General features: G+C 40.9%; 13 protein-coding genes. 9 read left to right on the top strand and 4 right to left on the bottom strand.

Annotated elements, in window-relative coordinates; genetic code table 11:
* Positions 1-54 precede the first annotated feature (54 nt).
* Complete coding sequence (locus FBT53_RS01070; protein ID WP_136949327.1) at positions 55-1,305, bottom strand: aspartate kinase; 1,251 nt, start codon at positions 1,303-1,305, stop codon at positions 55-57.
* A gap of 17 nt (positions 1,306-1,322) precedes the next feature.
* A complete protein-coding gene (locus FBT53_RS01065; RefSeq protein ID WP_136949326.1) occupies positions 1,323-1,805 on the bottom strand; it encodes a GNAT family N-acetyltransferase in 483 nt (160 codons plus the stop codon).
* Between the two features lie 107 nt (positions 1,806-1,912).
* Here FBT53_RS01065 and fbp point away from each other — a divergent pair, with 107 nt between their 5' ends.
* On the top strand, positions 1,913-2,917 hold the full coding sequence (gene fbp / locus FBT53_RS01060) for a class 1 fructose-bisphosphatase (RefSeq protein ID WP_136949325.1): 1,005 nt from the start codon (positions 1,913-1,915) through the stop codon (positions 2,915-2,917).
* Positions 2,918-2,929: 12 nt separating this feature from the next.
* Here the strand turns inward: fbp and FBT53_RS01055 are convergent, their stop codons facing one another.
* On the bottom strand, positions 2,930-3,355 hold the full coding sequence (locus FBT53_RS01055; protein ID WP_136949324.1) for a TerB family tellurite resistance protein: 426 nt from the start codon (positions 3,353-3,355) through the stop codon (positions 2,930-2,932).
* An 87-nt stretch (positions 3,356-3,442) separates the two neighbouring features.
* On the opposite strand from FBT53_RS01055, the gene FBT53_RS01050 reads away from it, so the two are divergent.
* The 7 genes from FBT53_RS01050 (at position 3,443) to FBT53_RS01020 (ending at position 15,205) form a co-directional block, all read left to right on the top strand.
* Positions 3,443-4,468, top strand: a complete 1,026-nt coding sequence (locus FBT53_RS01050; RefSeq protein WP_136949323.1) for a ligase-associated DNA damage response exonuclease — start codon at positions 3,443-3,445, stop codon at positions 4,466-4,468.
* On the top strand, positions 4,465-6,081 hold the full coding sequence (locus FBT53_RS01045; RefSeq protein WP_136949322.1) for an ATP-dependent DNA ligase: 1,617 nt from the start codon (positions 4,465-4,467) through the stop codon (positions 6,079-6,081). Before FBT53_RS01050 ends, FBT53_RS01045 begins: the two co-directional genes overlap by 4 nt.
* A gap of 76 nt (positions 6,082-6,157) precedes the next feature.
* Entirely contained in the window at positions 6,158-6,457 is a 300-nt protein-coding gene (locus FBT53_RS01040) for a GIY-YIG nuclease family protein (RefSeq protein ID WP_136949321.1), read from the top strand.
* A gap of 195 nt (positions 6,458-6,652) precedes the next feature.
* Positions 6,653-9,136, top strand: coding sequence for a ligase-associated DNA damage response DEXH box helicase (locus FBT53_RS01035; protein WP_136949320.1), 2,484 nt, complete (start codon positions 6,653-6,655; stop codon positions 9,134-9,136).
* A 108-nt stretch (positions 9,137-9,244) separates the two neighbouring features.
* Positions 9,245-13,600 (top strand): endonuclease/exonuclease/phosphatase family protein, encoded by a 4,356-nt coding sequence (locus FBT53_RS01030; protein WP_136949319.1) that lies wholly within the window; start codon positions 9,245-9,247, stop codon positions 13,598-13,600.
* Positions 13,601-13,697: 97 nt separating this feature from the next.
* Positions 13,698-14,324, top strand: coding sequence for a ligase-associated DNA damage response endonuclease PdeM (pdeM, locus tag FBT53_RS01025; protein WP_136949318.1), 627 nt, complete (start codon positions 13,698-13,700; stop codon positions 14,322-14,324).
* A gap of 80 nt (positions 14,325-14,404) precedes the next feature.
* Entirely contained in the window at positions 14,405-15,205 is an 801-nt protein-coding gene (locus FBT53_RS01020; protein ID WP_136949317.1) for a tryptophan-rich sensory protein, read from the top strand.
* Here FBT53_RS01020 and FBT53_RS01015 read toward each other — a convergent pair whose 3' ends face one another.
* Positions 15,206-16,555 (bottom strand): NAD(P)/FAD-dependent oxidoreductase, encoded by a 1,350-nt coding sequence (locus FBT53_RS01015; RefSeq protein ID WP_136949316.1) that lies wholly within the window; start codon positions 16,553-16,555, stop codon positions 15,206-15,208.
* 152 nt (positions 16,556-16,707) lie between these two features.
* Here FBT53_RS01015 and mfd point away from each other — a divergent pair, with 152 nt between their 5' ends.
* Entirely contained in the window at positions 16,708-20,070 is a 3,363-nt protein-coding gene (gene mfd, locus FBT53_RS01010; protein ID WP_136949315.1) for a transcription-repair coupling factor, read from the top strand.

Raw genomic sequence — 20,070 nt, 5'->3', positions numbered from 1 at the left:
GTTTAGTAAAGAGTAAATATAGAAAAATACCAGTGCATCTAGGTGTGCTTTGCTTTATTTTACCACTAATTGTGTGGTTTGTTTACCGCGTTGCTCTACAAGTACCTCGTAGCCATTTAATACGGATTTCACTGCTTCTTCTGTAAAGTGCCTCACGGTGTATAGAGATACCTCTTCATAACACATCACTTTAAATTTTTTCTCTAGTTCTGGCAATAATGACGATAGACCGCCGAACTTATTATCTAAACATACTGAAAAACTGATGGCAGAGTTTTGAATCATATCCACTTTAAGCCGGTGCTCATGAAAAAGCTTAAAAATCTCGCTAATATTATTTTCCACAATAAAAGAGAAATCTAAAGACGAAAGTTTTAGTAAAACCTGATTTTTCTTTACGATAAAACAAGGCACTTCTGGCTCAATTTTAACCCCTTTACCTACGGTAGTCCCTTTTTCTTTTGGGTTGATAAAAGACTTAACGTGTAATGGAATTTCTTTACGCTGCAAAGGCTGTAAAGTTTTAGGGTGTATTACAGATGCACCGTAAAACGCCAATTCTATGGCCTCTCTATAATTGATTTTATTTAATAATTGAGTTTCTGTAAAATGTCTTGGATCAGCATTCAAAACCCCTGGAACGTCTTTCCAAATGGTAACAGATTCTGCATCTAAACAATAGGCTAAAATAGCAGCAGTATAATCAGATCCCTCTCTACCTAAGGTAGTGGTAAAATTATTTTCATCGCTTCCTAAAAAACCTTGGGCAATGTTTAACTTAGACTTATCCACAGTTGTTTTTACCGCTGCTTCAGTTTTTTCCCAATCTACTTGGGCGTCTCTATAACTGTTATCTGTTTTTATTAATTCACGAACGTCTAACCACGTATTGGTTAGACCAACCTCATTTAAATAAGCACTTACAATGGTAGTAGAAATTAGTTCTCCATAGCCCACCACTTGATCATAAACAAAGGCATATTTGGGAGATTTATTCCAGATTAAAAATCCTTTAAACTCTTCTATTAACTGATTTACCTTATGATGCACCTCATGGTTACGGGCTTCAAACAAATCATTTAAAATTTCTTTGTGGTATTCTACCAACTCAGATATGGCCATTTCCATATCCGCTTTGTCCTTAAAATAACCATTTACCACACGCTCCATAGCATTGGTAGTTTTACCCATGGCAGATATAACCAACAAGGTATTTTTATGCCCAACTTCCTTTAAGACATTTACTACATTCTTTACCCCTGCTGCATCTTTAACAGATGCGCCACCAAACTTAAAAATCCTCATATGTCCTTTTTAAGGTTTTACCCTTTATACGTTAAATAATTTTCAATTCCCTTTTGGTCCAATTGTACTACATCCCAATCTCGCATTACATTGGCTCCTTTACTCTCGTAAAATTTAATTGCAGGCTCATTCCAGTCTAGCACCTCCCAACTTATACGCCTAACGCCTTGCTCTTTACCATAAGCAACTACTGCATCTAGCAACTTTGAACCTAAACCTTTACCGCGATAACTTTGTGTTACAATAAGGTCCTCTAAATGAATAACAGGACCTTGCCAAGTGGAGTATCTTGGGTACACTAAAGCCATCCCTATTATTTGCTCTTCAGCTTCAGCAACAAAGCAATGGTAAAGTGGTTGAGCCCCAAAACCTGCCTTTTCCAAATCGGCCTCAGAAATCTTCACCGCATCGGGTTCTTTTTCAAACAAAGCCAATTCTTTAATTAGTCGATACATACTTTCGACGTCCTTTTTTTCTGCTATTCGTATTTTTATTTCCATCTTGTTGCAAATAAAACAATAAGTTATAATACACACCAATTAAGCCTTCTCGAAATCGTTGTAGTTTCACAAAATGTTCGATATTTGCCCTCAAATAACACACATCCATGTCCGAAGCTAAAAATATGACCATGGGCGAATTCATCATCGCCAATCAAAATAATTTTAAATATACCTCTGGGGAGCTTTCTAGACTTTTAAATGGTATCCGACTAGCAGCCAAAGTAGTAAACCATGAGGTAAATAAAGCTGGACTAGTAGATATTACAGGAGCTGCTGGGGAAACCAACGTGCAAGGAGAAGACCAACAGAAATTAGATGTTCTTGCAAACGATAAGTTTATACAAACCCTAAAAAACAGGGAAATTGTTTGTGGTATAGCCTCCGAAGAAGAAGATGACTTTATCACCATAAATAGCTTTGATGAAAATCACCAAAACAAATATGTAGTTCTTATAGATCCTTTAGATGGTTCTTCTAACATAGATGTAAACGTTTCCGTGGGTACTATTTTTTCTATATACCGCCGGGTTACGCCGGTAGGTACACCAGTGACCATGGAAGACTTCTTACAGCCAGGCAACAAGCAAATTGCTGCAGGCTACATTATTTATGGCACCTCTACCATGTACGTGTATACAACTGGGCATGGCGTAAATGGTTTTACTTTAAACCCTGCATTGGGCACCTTTTATTTAAGTCACCCAAACATGCAATTTCCAGAAGATGGCAACATTTATTCTGTAAACGAGGGCAATTATGTACACTTTCCGCAAGGGGTAAAAGATTATATTAAGTATTGCCAAAAAGAAGAAGGAGACAGACCGTATACTTCTAGATATATAGGTTCTTTGGTATCAGATTTTCATCGTAATATGATAAAAGGTGGTATTTATATGTACCCACAAACCAGCAAAGCTAAAAACGGAAAATTACGTTTGTTGTATGAGTGTAATCCTATGGCTTTTTTAGCAGAACAAGCCAATGGCAAAGCAAGTGATGGCACGCAAAGAATTATGGATATAGAACCAACAGAACTACACCAACGGGTACCGTTTTTCTGTGGCAGTAAAAATATGGTAGAAAAGGCCGAAGAGTTTCTTCGACCTTAACTAAGTAGTATATTATTTTTTCTCTACTAAATATTGGTAATCCTCAAAAGGAATGTTACCAGAGAAAATTTTAATGGATTTCTGGATGATGCTTTCTGCTTTATCAGAAGGAAATCCAAGTCCTAAAGCGTAACGTTTAACCATCTTTAATTCTGCCTCATCTATTTCATGATCAGAAAAGATGATTTTAAAGAAATCGAACAAACGCTTTAATCTTTTCTCAGCGCTATGTGGCGTTTCAATAGGATATTTATTTTCCTTTTTAAGAATTTCCGCATATTCTTCTTCGCTAATATGCAATCTAAAAGCGAACTTATCTAAAATAGCTTTTTCTTTTGGATTTATTTCTCCATCCACGGCAGCTAAACTAGCCAAAGTAGCAAAGTGTGCCACTTCTTTTCTTCTTTCTCCGTGCTCGTATAAATCTATAATTGGCATCTTCAAATTTTTGTTCCGCAAATATAGTTTTTATGGATAAATGCCACAGTACGAAATGCTAGAAAGAATTCGTAAATTCACACTGCTATGAAAAAACCCTTATTGGAATTTACGAACCGAGGCATATACTGCCATCCGGCAAAGGTGTATTTAGACCCTTGGAAACCGGTAGACAAAGCCTTGATAACCCATGGCCATGCAGACCATAGCCGCTGGGGACACCAACAATACATAACACACAACAGCAACGTTCCCATTATAAAACACCGGCTAGGAGATATAAATGTTTCTGGTGTAAACTGGGGACAACCCTTTACCATAAATAATGTAAAATTCACCTTTTACCCTGCAGGACACATCATTGGTTCTTCCCAGATAAAAGTAGAGCACAAAGGAGAAATCTGGGTATTTACGGGGGACTATAAATTAGAGGACGATGGGGTAGCTACACCTTACGAATCCGTAAAATGCCATAGTTTTATTACCGAATGTACCTTTGGCCTACCCGCTTTTTTATGGCGGCCACAAACCGAAGTATTCACAGATATTAACAACTGGTGGGCCCAGAACAAAGCCAACGGTCAAACCTCTATTTTATTCGGTTATTCATTGGGCAAGGCACAACGCCTGCTAAAGCATCTAGACCCCAGCATTGGCAAAATTTATACCCATGGTGCCATTGAGAATATGACAGAAGTATTACGCCCATTAGTGGATTTTCCAGAAACGGAACTGATTACAAGAGACACCAAAAAGGAAGCCATAAAAGGCAATTTGGTGCTAGCGCCGCCTTCTGCACACGGCAGTACGTGGATACGTAAAATGGTTCCCTTTGTTACCGCTTCTGCCAGTGGTTGGATGGCCTTTAGGGGTGCACGCCGCAGACGCGCCATAGACAAAGGTTTTGTATTGAGCGATCATTGCGATTGGCCATCATTGCTCAAGGCAATTAAGGACACAGGAGCAGACAAGGTAATTTGTACCCACGGTTATACAGATATTTTTTCTAAGTACTTGCGCGACTTGGGTTACGACGCCCGTACAGAAGCTACACAGTTTGAAGGAGAAAATGCTGAAGTGAATGCAGAACCCGAAACCCAAGAATCGGCATGAAGCAGTTCTCCCAACTTATAAAAACCTTGGACGGCACCAACAAGACCAATGTAAAAGTAGCGGCCTTGGCTAATTATTTTGCTACCGCTACAGACCAAGACAAGGTGTGGACCATCGCCATATTGTCTCATAGAAGGCCTCCACGCCCGGTAAACACTACTTTGTTGCGCGAATGGGCTTCTGAACTTGCGAATATTCCACTGTGGCTTTTTGAGGAAAGCTATCATATTGTTGGTGATTTGGCAGAAACCATTGCCTTGGTCGTACCTCAAGACGAAACCGCAACCGACAAATCATTGACCCAGTTTTTGCAAGAAATGATTTGGCTCAAAAAACAGGAAGATGCTGATAAAAAAGCCTACCTCTTCGCCAATTGGAAACAATTAGATTATTACGGTCGCTTTGTATTTACCAAACTGATTACCGGGGGCTTCCGCATTGGGGTAAGCCAAAAATTAATGACCCGAGCCTTGGCCAAGGCTACTGGTATAGACGAAGATATCCTTGCCTACAAACTAATGGGAAATTGGGACCCGAATACCATTAGTTTTCAAGATTTGGTATTGGAAGAAAAGGCAAGCGATTTCCTTTCCAAACCCTATCCTTTCTATTTGGCATATGCCTTGGAAGATGAGCCCAAGGATTTAGGCGATGTTACCCAATGGTCTTTTGAACACAAATGGGATGGTATTCGTTCCCAGGTTATTCTTCGCAACAATGAATTGTTTGTTTGGAGCCGTGGCGAAGAATTGGTAACGGATAAATATCCAGAGTTTGAAGCGTTTGTGGGAGTTATCCCTAACGGCACTGTTCTAGACGGTGAAATTCTACCCTATCCCAATGGAGAAATTGGTACGTTTAACGATTTGCAAACCCGTATAGGACGCAAGACAGTATCCAAGGCGTTGCTTAAAAAAACTCCTGTTATTTTAAAGGCTTATGATTTGTTGGAATGGAAAGGTAAAGATTGTAGGGAATTGCCCTATTTAGAAAGGCGAAAGCTCCTAGAACAACTGTATAGTCAAGCAACCTCAGCTAACGGTGTACCTTTATTGCTATCCCAAAAAATGGCATTTAATTCATGGGAAGAAGTAGCCGCAGAACGGGAGACCTCGAGAGAAAAACACAGTGAAGGCCTTATGCTGAAGAAGAACGATTCGCCCTATTTGGTAGGCCGTAAAAAGGGCGACTGGTGGAAATGGAAGGTAGACCCATTAACCATAGATGCCGTACTTACTTATGCCATGCGTGGCCATGGGAGGCGTAGTAACCTGTTCACAGATTACACCTTTGCTCTTTGGGACGAAAATGAAGATGGCGAAAAAGAGCTGGTCACTTTTGCAAAAGCCTACTCTGGGCTTACAGATACCGAATTCCGAAAAGTAGACGCTTGGATAAAGAAAAACACCTTGGAACGCTTTGGACCGGTACGCAGCGTAACCCCATATCATGTTTTTGAGATTGCCTTTGAAGGCATAGCCCTATCCAAAAGACACAAAAGCGGTGTTGCTACAAGGTTCCCAAGAATTTTACGCTGGCGGCAAGACAAGAAAATTGAAGAAGCAAACAGCTTAGAAGATTTAAAAGCTTTGATTCCGAATGGGGAGGGATAAGTCAAATAAGCTGATTACGAGACGTAATTCCGAGCAAAGCGAAGGAATCTGTTTAAATATTAACAAATAGCTATTAATGCCTGGGTATTGTTACATCTTGACAAATAAAAATAAGACCGTTTTGTATGTTGGCGCAACAACTGACTTACAACGGAGAATTAGTGAACATAAAAATGGAAAATACAAAAACGCATTCAGCAAACGATACAATTGTACCTGGCTAGTATATTTTGAAAAGTTTGATATTGTTAAAGATGCATTTGCAAGAGAAAAACAACTTAAAGCAGGAAACCGAAAACGAAAAATAGATTTAATAAATTCGATAAACCCAAAGTGGAACGATTTAGCTTTAGAATGGAGAGATAGTGAAGAGTAAGCCATTGCTTCGCTTAGTAAAAAAGAGGGATTGCTTCGTCGCTTCGCTCAGTAAAAAAGAGGGATTGCTTCGTCGCTTCGCTCAGTAAAAAAGAGGGATTGCTTCGTCGCTTCGCTCAGTAAAAAAGAAGGATTGCTTCGTCGCTTCGCTCAGTAAAAAAGAAGGGTTGCTTCGTCGCTTCGCTCCTCGCAATGTATGACCCAAAAAGAATTATTCCATATAGCCCAAGATTGGTTTCAGCAGCAAGGTTGGAAACCCTTTCCGTTTCAAAAGGAGACCTGGAAAGCCTTTTTGGCGGGCAAACACGGACTGCTCAATGCGCCCACAGGCAGCGGAAAAACCTACGCACTTTGGTTCCCCATCGTTCTCAACTACATCAAACAAAATCCTGATTACAAGAACAAACACAAAAAGGGGTTAAAAGCTATTTGGATAACACCATTACGAGCCCTTTCCCAAGAAATAAAACAATCCGCAGAACGCATTACGGAAGATTTAGGCACCAAAATGACGGTAGGCATCCGCACAGGAGATACCAGCACCAAGGAGCGCGCCAAGCAACGCACTGCCATGCCAGATTTGCTCATTACCACACCAGAAAGTTTACAATTATTGCTCTCTTCCAAGGATTATAAAAAAGTCTTTAAAAACTGTTCTGCCATTGTGGTAGATGAGTGGCACGAACTTTTGGGTACAAAACGTGGTATACAAATGGAACTGGGTCTTAGCCGACTCAAAACCATCTGCAATGATTTACGTATCTGGGGCATTTCGGCAACCATTGGTAATCTAGAACAGGCCAGACAGGTGTTACTGGGACCCACAAGTCCAGAACTGGAAAATTCCGTCATGGTACGCGCCAACCTACAAAAGAAAATTACCGTAAAAAGCATCATCCCAAAAACCATGGAAACCTTTCCGTGGCGTGGGCATTTAGGCTTGCATTTGTTAGACGAAGTGGTCCCCATCATCAACAACAGCAAGACCACTTTACTATTCACCAACACCCGTAGCCAGTGCGAAATTTGGTTTCAGAAAATCTTGGAAAAGTATCCGGAATTCGCAGGGGAAATGGCCATGCACCATGGCAGTGTAAACAAGGAAACACGCTTGTGGGTAGAACAGGCCATTCGTAACGAAAGCTTAAAGGCCGTGGTGTGTACTTCTAGTTTGGATTTAGGTGTAGATTTTGCTCCAGTAGAAACGGTAATCCAAATTGGTGGCCCCAAGGGGGTAGCTCGCTTTTTACAACGTGCAGGGCGTAGTGGGCACCGACCCGGAAAAGAGAGTGTTATCCACTTTTTGCCTACACATGCCATGGAATTGATAGAAGCTTCTGCCTTGCAGGTGGCTGTTAAGGAAAATGCGGTGGAAGACCGCCTACCCTACCTCAACAGTTATGATGTGTTATTGCAATACCTCACCACTTTAGCAGTTTCGGATGGTTTTTACCCAGAAGAAATCTATCCTGAAATTCAGCAGACCTTTTGCTATCAAGGAATTACGGAAGACCAGTGGCAATGGCTCCTAAATTTTTTGGTCATGGGCAGCCAAAGTCTGAGCAGCTATGACGAGTACAAAAAAGTGGAAGTGGAAGCAGACGGCAAGTTTAAAGTGAACAATCGCGGTGTAGCTATGCGGCATCGGTTTCAAATTGGGACCATAGTAGGGGATGCTACCATAAGTGTTAGATACCAAAAAGGAAGGTATATTGGTTCTATTGAAGAATATTTTATTTCGAAATTAACGCAGGGCGATGTATTTACTTTTGCGGGAAGAAACTTGGAGTTCATCCGTATCAAAGGCATGCAGGCCCACGTTCGAAATTCCAATAAAAAAACCAACAAAGTACCCAGTTGGATGGGCGGTAGACTAAGCTTTAGTGCCCAAATGTCCGAATTGCTACGCCAGGAACTCTATAAAGCCCCACCCCCTAGCCCCCTCCCCAAAGGAGAGGGGAAACTTATTAGTGAAGAACTAAAGGCTTTACAACCTATTTTTAATAAGCAGCGCCAAGAAAGCATTGTGCCCAAACCGGACGAATTTCTCATTGAAACCTTTAAAACGCGAGACGGGTATCATCATATTTTTTATCCGTTCGAGGGTCGTGCGGTACATGAGGCGATGAGCAGCCTACTTTCGTATCGTATAAGCCTATTAAGTCCAATTACCGCTTCTTTGGCCTTTAACGATTATGGTTTTGAGATGTTGAGCGATAAACCTATTGACATACAAGCCGTACTGGACAACGATTTGTTTACTACGGATTACCTATTGGCCGATTTACAAAAGAGCCTGAACAGTAACGAAATGGCAAGGCGCAAGTTTCGTGATATTGCGGTAATCAGCGGAATGGTTTTTACAGGCTATCCAGAGAAAGGCGTAAAAATGAAGCACCTACAAAGCAGTTCACAATTGTTATTCGATGTTTTTCGGGATTATGAGCCAGATAACTTGTTGTTTCAACAGGCTTTTACCGAGACTTTTGAACATCAATTGGAAGAAGGCCGTTTGCGATTAGCGCTGGAACGCATCGCGCAGCAAAACATTATTTGGAAAAATTGCGAAAAACCTACTCCTTTTTCTTTTCCTATCATCACAGACCGATTACGAGAAAAACTGTCTTCAGAAAAACTGGCAGACCGTATTAAGCGTATGACTCGCATGCTTACCAAATAACGGTTCGCCTATGTGTTAAAATTGTTAACCTAACCTTAATTTTTAACACGCCTCTACATCATAAAAACACCGCACCTTTGAGCGTTTTTTTATTCTTAAACCCACTATATGAAAAAAAATTACGCGCTACTATTTTTAGCAATCCTCTTTTTTGGTTTTAGCGGCCTTGCTCAAGACCTAAGAATTACTGGAGTTATAGATGGTCCTCTCAGCGGCGGACTACCAAAAGCGGTAGAACTTTATGCCGTTAATGATATTGCCAATCTAAGTTTTTACGGTCTTGGCTCTGCCAATAATGGCGGTGGCACGGACGGTGAAGAATTTGTTTTTCCGGTGACAAGTGTAACAGCGGGTTCTTTTATTTATATTGCTTCAGAAGAGGTACAATTTGCTTCCTTTTTTGGCTTTACTCCAGATTACGTAGATAGTTCAGCGAATATAAATGGAGATGATGCTATAGAATTGTACTACCAAGGCACGGTAATTGATACTTTTGGCGACATCAACACAGACGGAACTGGGCAACCTTGGGAGTACTTAGATGGTTGGGCGTATCGTAAAAGTGATACCGGCCCAGATGGAGCAACCTTTGTATTGGACAATTGGACCTACAGTGGTCCCAATGCCTTAGATGGACAAACGAGTAATGCCAATGCGCCAGTGCCTTTCCCAACCGCAACCTTTGGAGGCGGTCAAGTAGATATCATTGCCAATCCTACTAATTTTAACAGCTTGGCCAATAGCACTACTGCTATAGATTTAACATGGGCATTGAATCCAAATAACGATAATATTTTATTGGTATTTTCTACTACTGCCCCAATTACTGCTAGCCCAGAAGAAGGTATTCCTTATGTACCGGGAGAACAATTAAGCGATGGTAGTACCATTTTACTTTCTGGCAATAACAGTAGTTTTAATCATGCAGGTTTAATACCTAATTCATCGTACTACTACAAAATTTGGTCGGTTTCCGACAGTTTTGAGTATTCTACTGGAGTAACTACTACTGCTAAAACCCAATCTGACAGCACAATTAGTGCAAATCTTATTATTACAGGCGTTTTTGACGGGCCGCTTTCTGGCGGTGTACCAAAAGGCGTAGAATTATATGCTACGGCTGCTATTGATGATCTATCTACCTATGGTTTGGGTTCAGCCAACAACGGTGGTGGTACAGACGGACAAGAATTTACATTTGATGCGGTTCCAGTAGCTGCTGGCACGTTTATCTATGTTGCTTCAGAAACGGATGGTTTTACCAGCTTTTTTGGATTTGAACCCGACTACACCACTGGTGCAATGGGAATTAATGGTGACGACGCCGTGGAACTATTTTTAAATGGTAATATCATAGACGTTTTTGGGGATATTAATACCGATGGAACAGGAACAGCTTGGGACCATGTAGACGGCTGGGCCTATCGTAAAGACAATAGCATAGCTAATGGTGGATCTTTTGACCCCAGCAACTGGATATTCTCTGGAACGGATGCTCTAGATGGCAGCACAGATAATGCCACTGCCACTGCACCATTCCCAACAAAAGCTTTTGGACCCGATTTATTGATTACTGGGGTTATAGATGGCCCACTTTCTGGTGGAACGCCAAAAGCTATGGAATTGTATGTAAGAAATACCATTGCTGATTTAAGTAGCTATGGTGTTGGCTCTGCCAACAATGGTGGCGGTACGGATGGAGTAGAATTTACCTTTCCGGCCGTGAGCGTAGCCGCAGGAACATACATTTACGTAGCTTCTGAAACCGATAATTTTACCGCTTACTTGGGCTTTGCACCAGATTTTACTTCTGGAGCCTTAGCCATTAATGGGGATGATGCCGTTGAACTTTTTTACAACAATGAAATTATAGATGTTTTTGGGGATAGCAATACAGATGGCACAGGACAAGCTTGGGAATATCTGGATGGATGGGCCTACCGTAACACAGGCACATTAAATAACGGTTCTTTTGTTTTAACCGATTGGAGTTTTAGTGGCACCAACGCTCTAGATGGCACCACTACCAATGCCACAGCAAGCGTACCTTACCCCGTTAAAACCTACGCTGGTGGTGATGGTGGAGTGGACGAAAATCCTGACGTAATTACTATTAGCGAAGCGCGAAATGCCGCAGAGGGCACCTTGGTTACCGTTACTGGCGTATTAACCGTATCGGACGAATTTGGTGGTTCTGCATACCTACAAGATACTACTGCGGGTATTGCCATTTTTGACCCTCAAGTTCATGGCGAGGGGCTATTCCAGGTTGGGGACAGCATTACCGTTACCGCGGTACGTAGTTCTTTTAACGAACAACTGCAATTAGGGCCGGTTACTTCAGTGAGTGCAAACGGCACCCCTAACCAACCCATTATTCCGGCAACGATAACCCTAGACCAATTAGGAGCATACGATGGACAGCTGGTAAAAATTAACAATGTTACCTTCCCTAGACCAAACGATTTGTTGTTCGGTAATAGCAATTACCAACTTACAGATGCAAGTGGTACGGGTGAAATGCGAATAGACAATGACGTAACTGAACTTGTAGGTTTGGCACAACCAGAAAATTGCGGAGAAGTTATTGGAGTAGTTGGTAAATTCCGCGACTTCTACCAATTATTACCAAGACAACGCACAGATTTGGCTTGTGCGCAACCGTATGAGAATCCACCTTTACCAATACCAGTAGACCCTGCTAGTACACTAGAAATCACTACGTGGAATATAGAATGGTTTGGAGATGACAGCAATTCGCCAGCGGCGGGCAACCCAAACTCGGACGCCATACAAAAAGACAGCGTTAAAACAATTATTCAGCAATTAAACCCAGACGTTTTAGCCGTACAAGAGATTGCAGACGAAGCTTTATTTACCACCATGGTGAACGAATTAGAAGGATACAGTTATGTGCTTTCTCCTGCCGTTTCTTATCCAGACGATACATCGGGCAACCAACAGAAAGTAGGTTTTATTTATAAGAATGGTACGGTAAGCATTACGGATACCAAGGTGTTGTTAGAAAGTGTACATCCGTATTACAATGGTGGAGACACATCGTTCTTGACCGATTATCCTAGTACTCCAGACCGTTTCTATGCCAGTGGGCGTTTACCGTTTATGATGTCTACCCAAGTAACTATCGATAGCACCCAAGTTCCTTATGATTTTATCGTGTTACACGCAAGAGCGAATAGCAGTAATGGTCCTCAAGAACGTTACGATATGCGTAAGTATGATGTTGAGATGCTTCGCGATAGCTTAAATCAATATTACCCTACGAACAACTTGGTTCTTTTGGGCGATTTTAATGATGATGTAGACGAAACGGTTGCAGATGATATTAACACTACCCTTTCTAGTTACGAGGCCTACGTAGCAGATGCTACCAACTTTGATGTACTTACGGATGTTTTAAGCGAACAAGGTTTTAGGTCTTACGCGTTTAGGGAAAATATGATAGACCATATTTTGGTGTCTAACGAGATAGCACCTAATTACATTGACCAATCTGCTCGGGTGCATTACGAATTTTATGACGGTGATTATACCAGTACCGCATCGGACCATTTTCCTGTTTCTGTACGCATGCTGATTAAACCACTAAGTTTGGAGCAATTGGCTAGTACGGACATTAGTTGTTTTGGAAAAGCTGATGGAACGGCCAGTGTTAGCATTTCTGGCGGTGCAGCTCCGTATACCTATGTATGGAGTAATGGCGCTAGTACCCCAAGTGTTTCTGGTTTGGAAGCTGGTGATTATACCGTTACCATTACCGATGCGCTTTCTGCAAGCGTGAGTGCTAGTTTTACATTAATGGAGCCAGCGGCTATAGACGTAATTACTTCTGAAGATGTTAAGGTTTTTGTTGGATATGATAATGCCAATTGTACTACCCTTAGCGTGCTAGAAACTATGGGTGGCACTGCACCCTACAACTACCTGTGGAATACAGGTGAAACTACAGAGCAAATACATGTTTGCCCAGAAGAAACCACCACGTATAGCGTAACGGTTACCGATGCCAATGGTTGCGAAACCATAAAAGATATTACGGTAACCGTAGAAGATGTAAGTTGTGGCAACAATTACAGAAACCCTAAAGTTACTGTTTGTTTTAAAGGCAGAAGCCTTTGTGTTTCCAAAAGAGCAGCAGCACGTTTATTGGAAAAAGGAGCTACTTTGGGTAGTTGTGAGAATGTACCCCCAGTAGCGCAAGTAATTACCGCGAGTCCAAATCCGTTTAACTCCTATACCGAAATTAATTTTAGCACACCTACTCAAGAACGATACTATGCAGTTGTTTTTAATAGCTACGGACGTGTGGTATACCGAACTTGGATAAGAAAAGGATGTCAAAGTCAAAAACTATACTTAAATTACCTCTATAAAGGCATCTACTTTTTAAACCTTTATGAAGGTAGCGAGGTAGTAGAAAGCATTAAACTGATTAAAGAATAGCATACACACTTTCCAGATACTAAGTAACGCCCGGCATTATGCTGGGCGTTCTTTTTTTGGCTCGTATCTTTGCCATCTGGATTCTTGCAGTTGCTTAATGAAGATTACTATTTTAAATCAAAACTTTACCTTACACCCTTATGGAGCGCTTTTCTGGCAAGAAAAATCGTGCTTATTTATTAGCGATGTGCATCTTGGAAAGGTATCGCATTTTAGAAAATTTGGTGCAGCAGTACCCAAACAAGCAGTGCATCAGAATTATGTAATGCTAGATGAAGTCATCCAAACATTTCAGCCTTTTGAAATTTGTTTTTTGGGGGATTTGTTCCACTCTTCTTTAAACAAAGAGTGGTTGTTATTTGAGAATTGGGTCGCAAAGACTCCGGCTAAAATCACCCTAATTACCGGAAACCACGACATTATTGCCCCAGAAAAATTTGAGGCTTTACATATTGAATTGCATGAAGAGATACTAACGGATGGCTTTCTATTGGCGCATCATCCAGAAGAAAAAGAAGGCCACTATAACTTTTGTGGCCACATACACCCTGCGGTTAAACTAAAGGGGTTTGGCCGGCAGCATCTAAAACTGCCCTGCTTTTATAAAACGGACAAACAACTTATTTTACCTGCATTTGGGGAGTTTACAGGAACGTATGTTTTGACACCCCAACCAGAAGACGAAGTTTTTGTGTTGGCAGACCAACAAGTGATTAAGGTATAGCCAAAAGAACGCCTTTTTATAGCAATCCAGACCAACAAACCAGTACCATTTGCTTAATTTTCCCAACTAAACTGGCACAAATGGTAAAACGACTAACAATCATAAATGCATTATCTGTAGTACTGGTGCTTTTGGTAAATGCGCTTTCTCAAATTTACCGTTTAAACAATACCACTATTGGTGAGGTTAGTGCCCAATACGATAATCTTTTTACACCTGCAGGTTATGCATTTTCCATTTGGGGACTCATCTTCTTAAGCTTAATTGGTTATGCTGCTTTTCAGGTTAGACGCGCATTTTTCAGTAAAAAAACAGACGAATTTATCCTACAAACCGGCTTTTGGTTCGCTCTAACTAACATTTTAAATGCCAGTTGGGTGGTTGCTTTTAGTTATGATTTTGTTGGACTTTCCGTACTCATCATGCTTGGAATTTTGGTCTCCTTGATTCAAATAATACGAAATACGGATATGGAATGCTGGGATGCTCCCATAGAAATTATCGCTTTTGTGTGGTGGCCCATATGTTTGTATTCTGGTTGGATAACCGTGGCAACGATTGCCAACGTATCGGCCTACTTAACCAAATTGGGTTGGACCGGTGGCCCACTTTCTGAAGCAACATGGACTATTGTGATGATTGTTGCCGCGGTACTCATCAACCTACTCATCATCCTAAAACGAAACATGCGCGAGTTTGCACTGGTAGGGGTTTGGGCGTTGGCAGCTATTTACATTCGCCATAAAACCGCTCTTCCAAGTGTAGCATTTACCGCTCTGGGCGGGGCCATTGTTTTATTTATTGCTACAGGAATCCACGCTTATAAAAATAGAGCCACAAGCCCTGTGGAAAAATGCAAAGAGCGTTGGGGCTTAAAATAACTACACCATACTTTTGGTATCGTACACCCAAGATGGGTAAGAGAATATAGTGCCCTGTAAATCGTCTTCCGTCATTTTATGGTTTATGGCCAAGGCAAAAGTATTAATGGTCTCACCTACATCCGGACCCAATAGGTGCGCGCCCACAATTTCCCCTGTACGTTCATTCAACAAAATTTTATAGGCGTATACTGGCGCGTTCCATCGTTTGGCATTAAACCAACTGCTAGCATCGCCAGACTTTACAATTACATTTTTATAACGCTTTTTTGCTTCTTCCTCACTATAACCCACAGAAGCTAAGTTTGGTAGGGTAAATACTGCAGAAGGAATAACTGGCACATTTATACGTTTTTTGCTGGTATTAATAATGTTTTCTGCTACCACATAGCCTTCCCTCCCCGATAATGGCGTTAGAGGCAGGTTACTATCTGCTACATCGCCACAGGCATACACCAAATCATTGCTTTTACTCTGTAAAAAGGTGTTTACTTCTATACCATTCGCATTAAAATCTACCCGCCCTTTTTCTAAGTCTAAGGCTTTTAACGCTGGCACTCTGCCTGCCGTATTAAAGACCATAGCGGTTTTTAAATGATGCTTTTTATCGCCTTGTTCGTAGAATACTTTGTAATTTTTTTTCAGTTTTTTTATGGCACTTGCCTTAGCATTCATAATAAATTCAATTCCCAAAGTTTTAGAATATGCTACTAAGCGCCCAACTAAGTCTTGGTCAAAACCCTTTAAAGGCAAATCTCCAGAATCTATGACCGTTACTTTTGCCCCTGCTCTGGCGGCTATATGCGCAAACTCCATCCCAACATAGCCACCGCCTATAAATACCAGTTTTTCTGGGAGTGTTTTAAGATTTAGGAAGTCGTCACTAGTTTTTAAGTGTTTACTCCCGTTTATAGGCAAATTCACAGGTTCCAAACCGGTTGCAATTACAATATGGTCTGCCTTAATCATCTTACCCTCTACGGATAACGTATTTCTATCTAGAAATTTAGGCGATTGGTGGTACAGCGTTATACCCGCTTCTAGTAGTTTTTTTTCAGTGGCTTTGGGTACAGATTTAGTAAATGTACGCTTAAATTTCTGTAGCTTTTTCCAGTTGATTTCCATTTTACCTTCTAAGCCAATACCCTTTAATTGCGCTGTTTGCTGTAGTGCTTCGGTAGCAGCTAGTAGCACCTTTTTAGGGTCGCACCCCCTATTGGCACAAGTCCCTCCAAACGCTCGCTTATCGGCAATGGCCACCTTAAGGCCAACTTCGGCACAACTAGTAGCCACGGTTTGCCCCGCAATGCCACTTCCTATTACAAAAACATTAAACTTCTTGGCTTCCATATAAAAAGTATTGGTCTCTTTTAAATTTACAAAAAGAGAATTTTGGCAAGGTGTTCATTTTTAGCGTCAAGGACTAACGCATTTCCATCAAAAATGGATGGCATCGATTTAGGAACGATGCGTATCTTTGCAACTCAAAAAAAATTACAGGATTGACCAAAGCGTCCGTACTTCAGCTATTTGAACAGTCTCCTACCCTTAGGAAACTGCAAAACACTATTGCCCAAGATTCTGCATCGCCCTTAAAAACTACCGTTCAAGGCCTGGTAGGTTCTTCACTCTCATTTGCCTTAGCAAATACGTTTAAAACCGCTGAGAAACCATTTTTGGTGTTGCTGAGCGATAAGGAAGAGGCCGCCTATGTACTTAACGATTTAGAACAATTACTAGGCGATAAGGATGTACTTTTCTATCCAGGCAGCTACCGTAGGCCCTATCAAATAGAAGAAACGGACAATGCCAATGTACTTTTGAGAGCAGAGGTGCTAAACCGGATAAACTCTCGTAAGAAACCTGCATTGATTGTTACCTATGCCGATGCCCTTTTTGAAAAAGTGGTAACCCGGAAAGAACTGGAAAAAAGTACGCTCAAAATTAAGTTGGACGATACCTTATCGTTAGATTTTTTAAACGAAGTACTATTTGAATACAAATTTAAACGTGTAGACTTTGTTACAGAGCCGGGAGAATTCTCTGTACGTGGGGGTATTGTAGATGTCTTTTCTTTTAGCCATGATAAACCGTACCGACTAGAATTTTTTGGAGACGAGGTAGATAGCATCCGTACGTTTGATGTAGAAACACAATTGTCTACGGATAAGGTGAATAAAATTACCATTATCCCGAACGTAGAGAACAAAACCTTACAAGAAAGCAGACAAAGCTTTCTAAAATACATAGCTAACAATACGGTGATTTTTGCCAAAGACCTGCCTTTGGTGTACAATCGGATTAACGAAAATTTTGAACGTGCGGAAGAAAGTTTCAATAAACTAGGCAACGAGGTTAAACGCGCAACACCCGATGAACTTTTTGCCAGCAGTGCATTGTTACAGGAACAATTGCATCAATTTAATCTGGTTCAATTGGGCCAATTAAATGCCAAGGATACCGAACAGACGGATATTATTCAGTTTCAAAATAAGCCGCAGCCTACCTTTAATAAAAAGTTTGAACTGCTCATCAATAACCTGAACCAAAACCATAAAGACGGTTTTGTTAATTTTATTTTCTGCGCAACGGAGCAGCAAGCCAAGCGTTTTGAAGATATTTTTAAAGACATGGAAGAAAAGGTGCACTACCAAGCAGTAGTGACTCCAATATTCAATGGCTTTATAGACCAAGAACTAAAACTAGCTTGTTATACAGACCATCAGGTTTTTGAACGTTACCATAAATTTCACCTAAAGAATGGCTATTCTAAAAAACAGGCCATCTCTTTAAAAGAACTCACCAAATTAGAAGTGGGCGATTATGTAACGCATATAGACCACGGTATAGGTAAATTTGGCGGTTTACAAAAAATAGATGTAGAAGGCAAAAAGCAAGAAGCCATAAAACTTATTTACGGCGATAGAGACATACTCTACGTTAGCATACACTCCCTACATAAAATAAGCAAATACAACGGTAAAGATGGTGCGCCGCCCAAAGTATTTAAGTTAGGTTCTGCTGCTTGGAAAAAACTGAAGCAAAAAACCAAAAGTAGGGTTAAACACATTGCCTTTAACCTTATAAAACTATACGCCAAAAGACGTACGGAAAAAGGGTTTCAATATGCGCCAGATAGCTATCTACAGCACGAGCTAGAGGCTTCTTTTATTTACGAGGATACACCGGACCAGGCAAAAGCTACGGAGGACTTTAAAAAGGACATGGAGAGTGAGCGTCCTATGGACCGCCTTATTTGTGGGGATGTAGGCTTTGGAAAAACCGAAGTTGCCATTAGAGCCGCTTTTAAGGCTGTGGACAATGGCAAACAAGTTGCTGTTTTGGTGCCTACAACCATTTTGGCTTTTCAGCATGCCAAGACCTTTAGAAAACGACTAGAAGAGTTTCCGGTTACCATAGACTATTTAAACCGATTTAGAACCACCAAAGAAAAAAGAGACGTTTTAGAACGCCTAGAAGCTGGCCAAGTAGACATTATTATTGGCACGCACCAATTGGTGAACAAGAACGTAAAATTTAAAGATTTAGGACTACTTATTGTTGATGAGGAACAAAAATTTGGTGTAGCCGTAAAAGATAAATTAAAGGCGATAAAAGAAAATGTAGATGTTCTTACCCTAACGGCGACACCTATACCAAGAACCTTGCAGTTCAGTTTAATGGCAGCTAGGGATTTGTCTGTAATTACTACACCACCCCCCAACCGTTATCCTATAGAAAGTAGGGTTATTGGTCTAAACGAAGAAGTAATAAGGGATGCGGTTTCTTACGAGATTTCTCGCGGCGGACAAGTATTTTTTATCCACAACCGAATAGAAAATATAAAAGAAGTAGCAGGTATGCTACAACGGCTGGTACCCGATGCTAAAATTGGCATTGGCCATGGGCAAATGGACGGTAAAAAACTAGAAGAACTCATGATTTCTTTTATGAACGGTGAGTTTGATGTATTGGTGTCTACAACCATAATTGAAAGTGGGTTAGATGTACCCAATGCAAACACCATATTTATCCACAATGCCAATAATTTTGGATTGAGTGATTTGCACCAAATGCGTGGTCGTGTGGGGCGAAGCAATAAAAAAGCCTTCTGTTATTTTATTACCCCTCCATATGAGTCCATGACACCAGAAGCCCGTAAACGTATTGAAGCCTTGGAGCAGTTTACGGATTTGGGAAGTGGTTTTAATATTGCCATGAAGGATTTAGAAATCCGTGGAGCTGGCGATTTATTGGGTGGTGAACAAAGCGGTTTTATCAACGAAATTGGTTTTGAAACCTACCAAAAAATTCTTTCTGAAGCTATAGATGAATTAAAAGAAAACGAGTTTAAGGAGTTGTACGACGAAGTGGAAGGGAACGACCGTAAAAAAGTCTATGTTAAAGAAACTACTTTGGATACCGATTTTCAGTTGTTATTCCCAGACGAGTATATCAATAACATTACGGAGCGTTTAAACTTGTACACCAAGTTAAACGAAACCACCAACGAAACCGAATTACAGCAATTTGAACAACAACTAAAAGACCGTTTTGGCGAGCTACCAGACGAAGCGGTTGACCTTTTAAACTCCGTACGCGTAAAATGGATTGCCAACAAAATTGGCTTGGAAAAGGTAGTGATGAAAAAAGGTAAATTTGTGGGTTACTTTCTTGCCGACCAGCAATCCGATTTTTACCAAACCAGTGCCTTTACCCGCGTTTTGCAATATGTGCAGACCAATCCTAATAAAGTAAAGCTAAAAGAAAAAGAAACCCGAAACGGTTTACGCCTTCTTTTAACCATGGATCGGATTACCAACGTAGATGTTGCCTTACGTATTTTACAGCCTTTAGCTAATTAG

It is taken from the genome of Flavobacterium sp. ASW18X, from assembly GCF_005144745.1.
Taxonomy (GTDB): Bacteria; Bacteroidota; Bacteroidia; order Flavobacteriales; family Flavobacteriaceae; genus Croceivirga.
The sequence above is the reverse complement of the archived record's forward strand: the minus strand, read 5'-3'. Positions and strand labels throughout refer to the sequence as shown.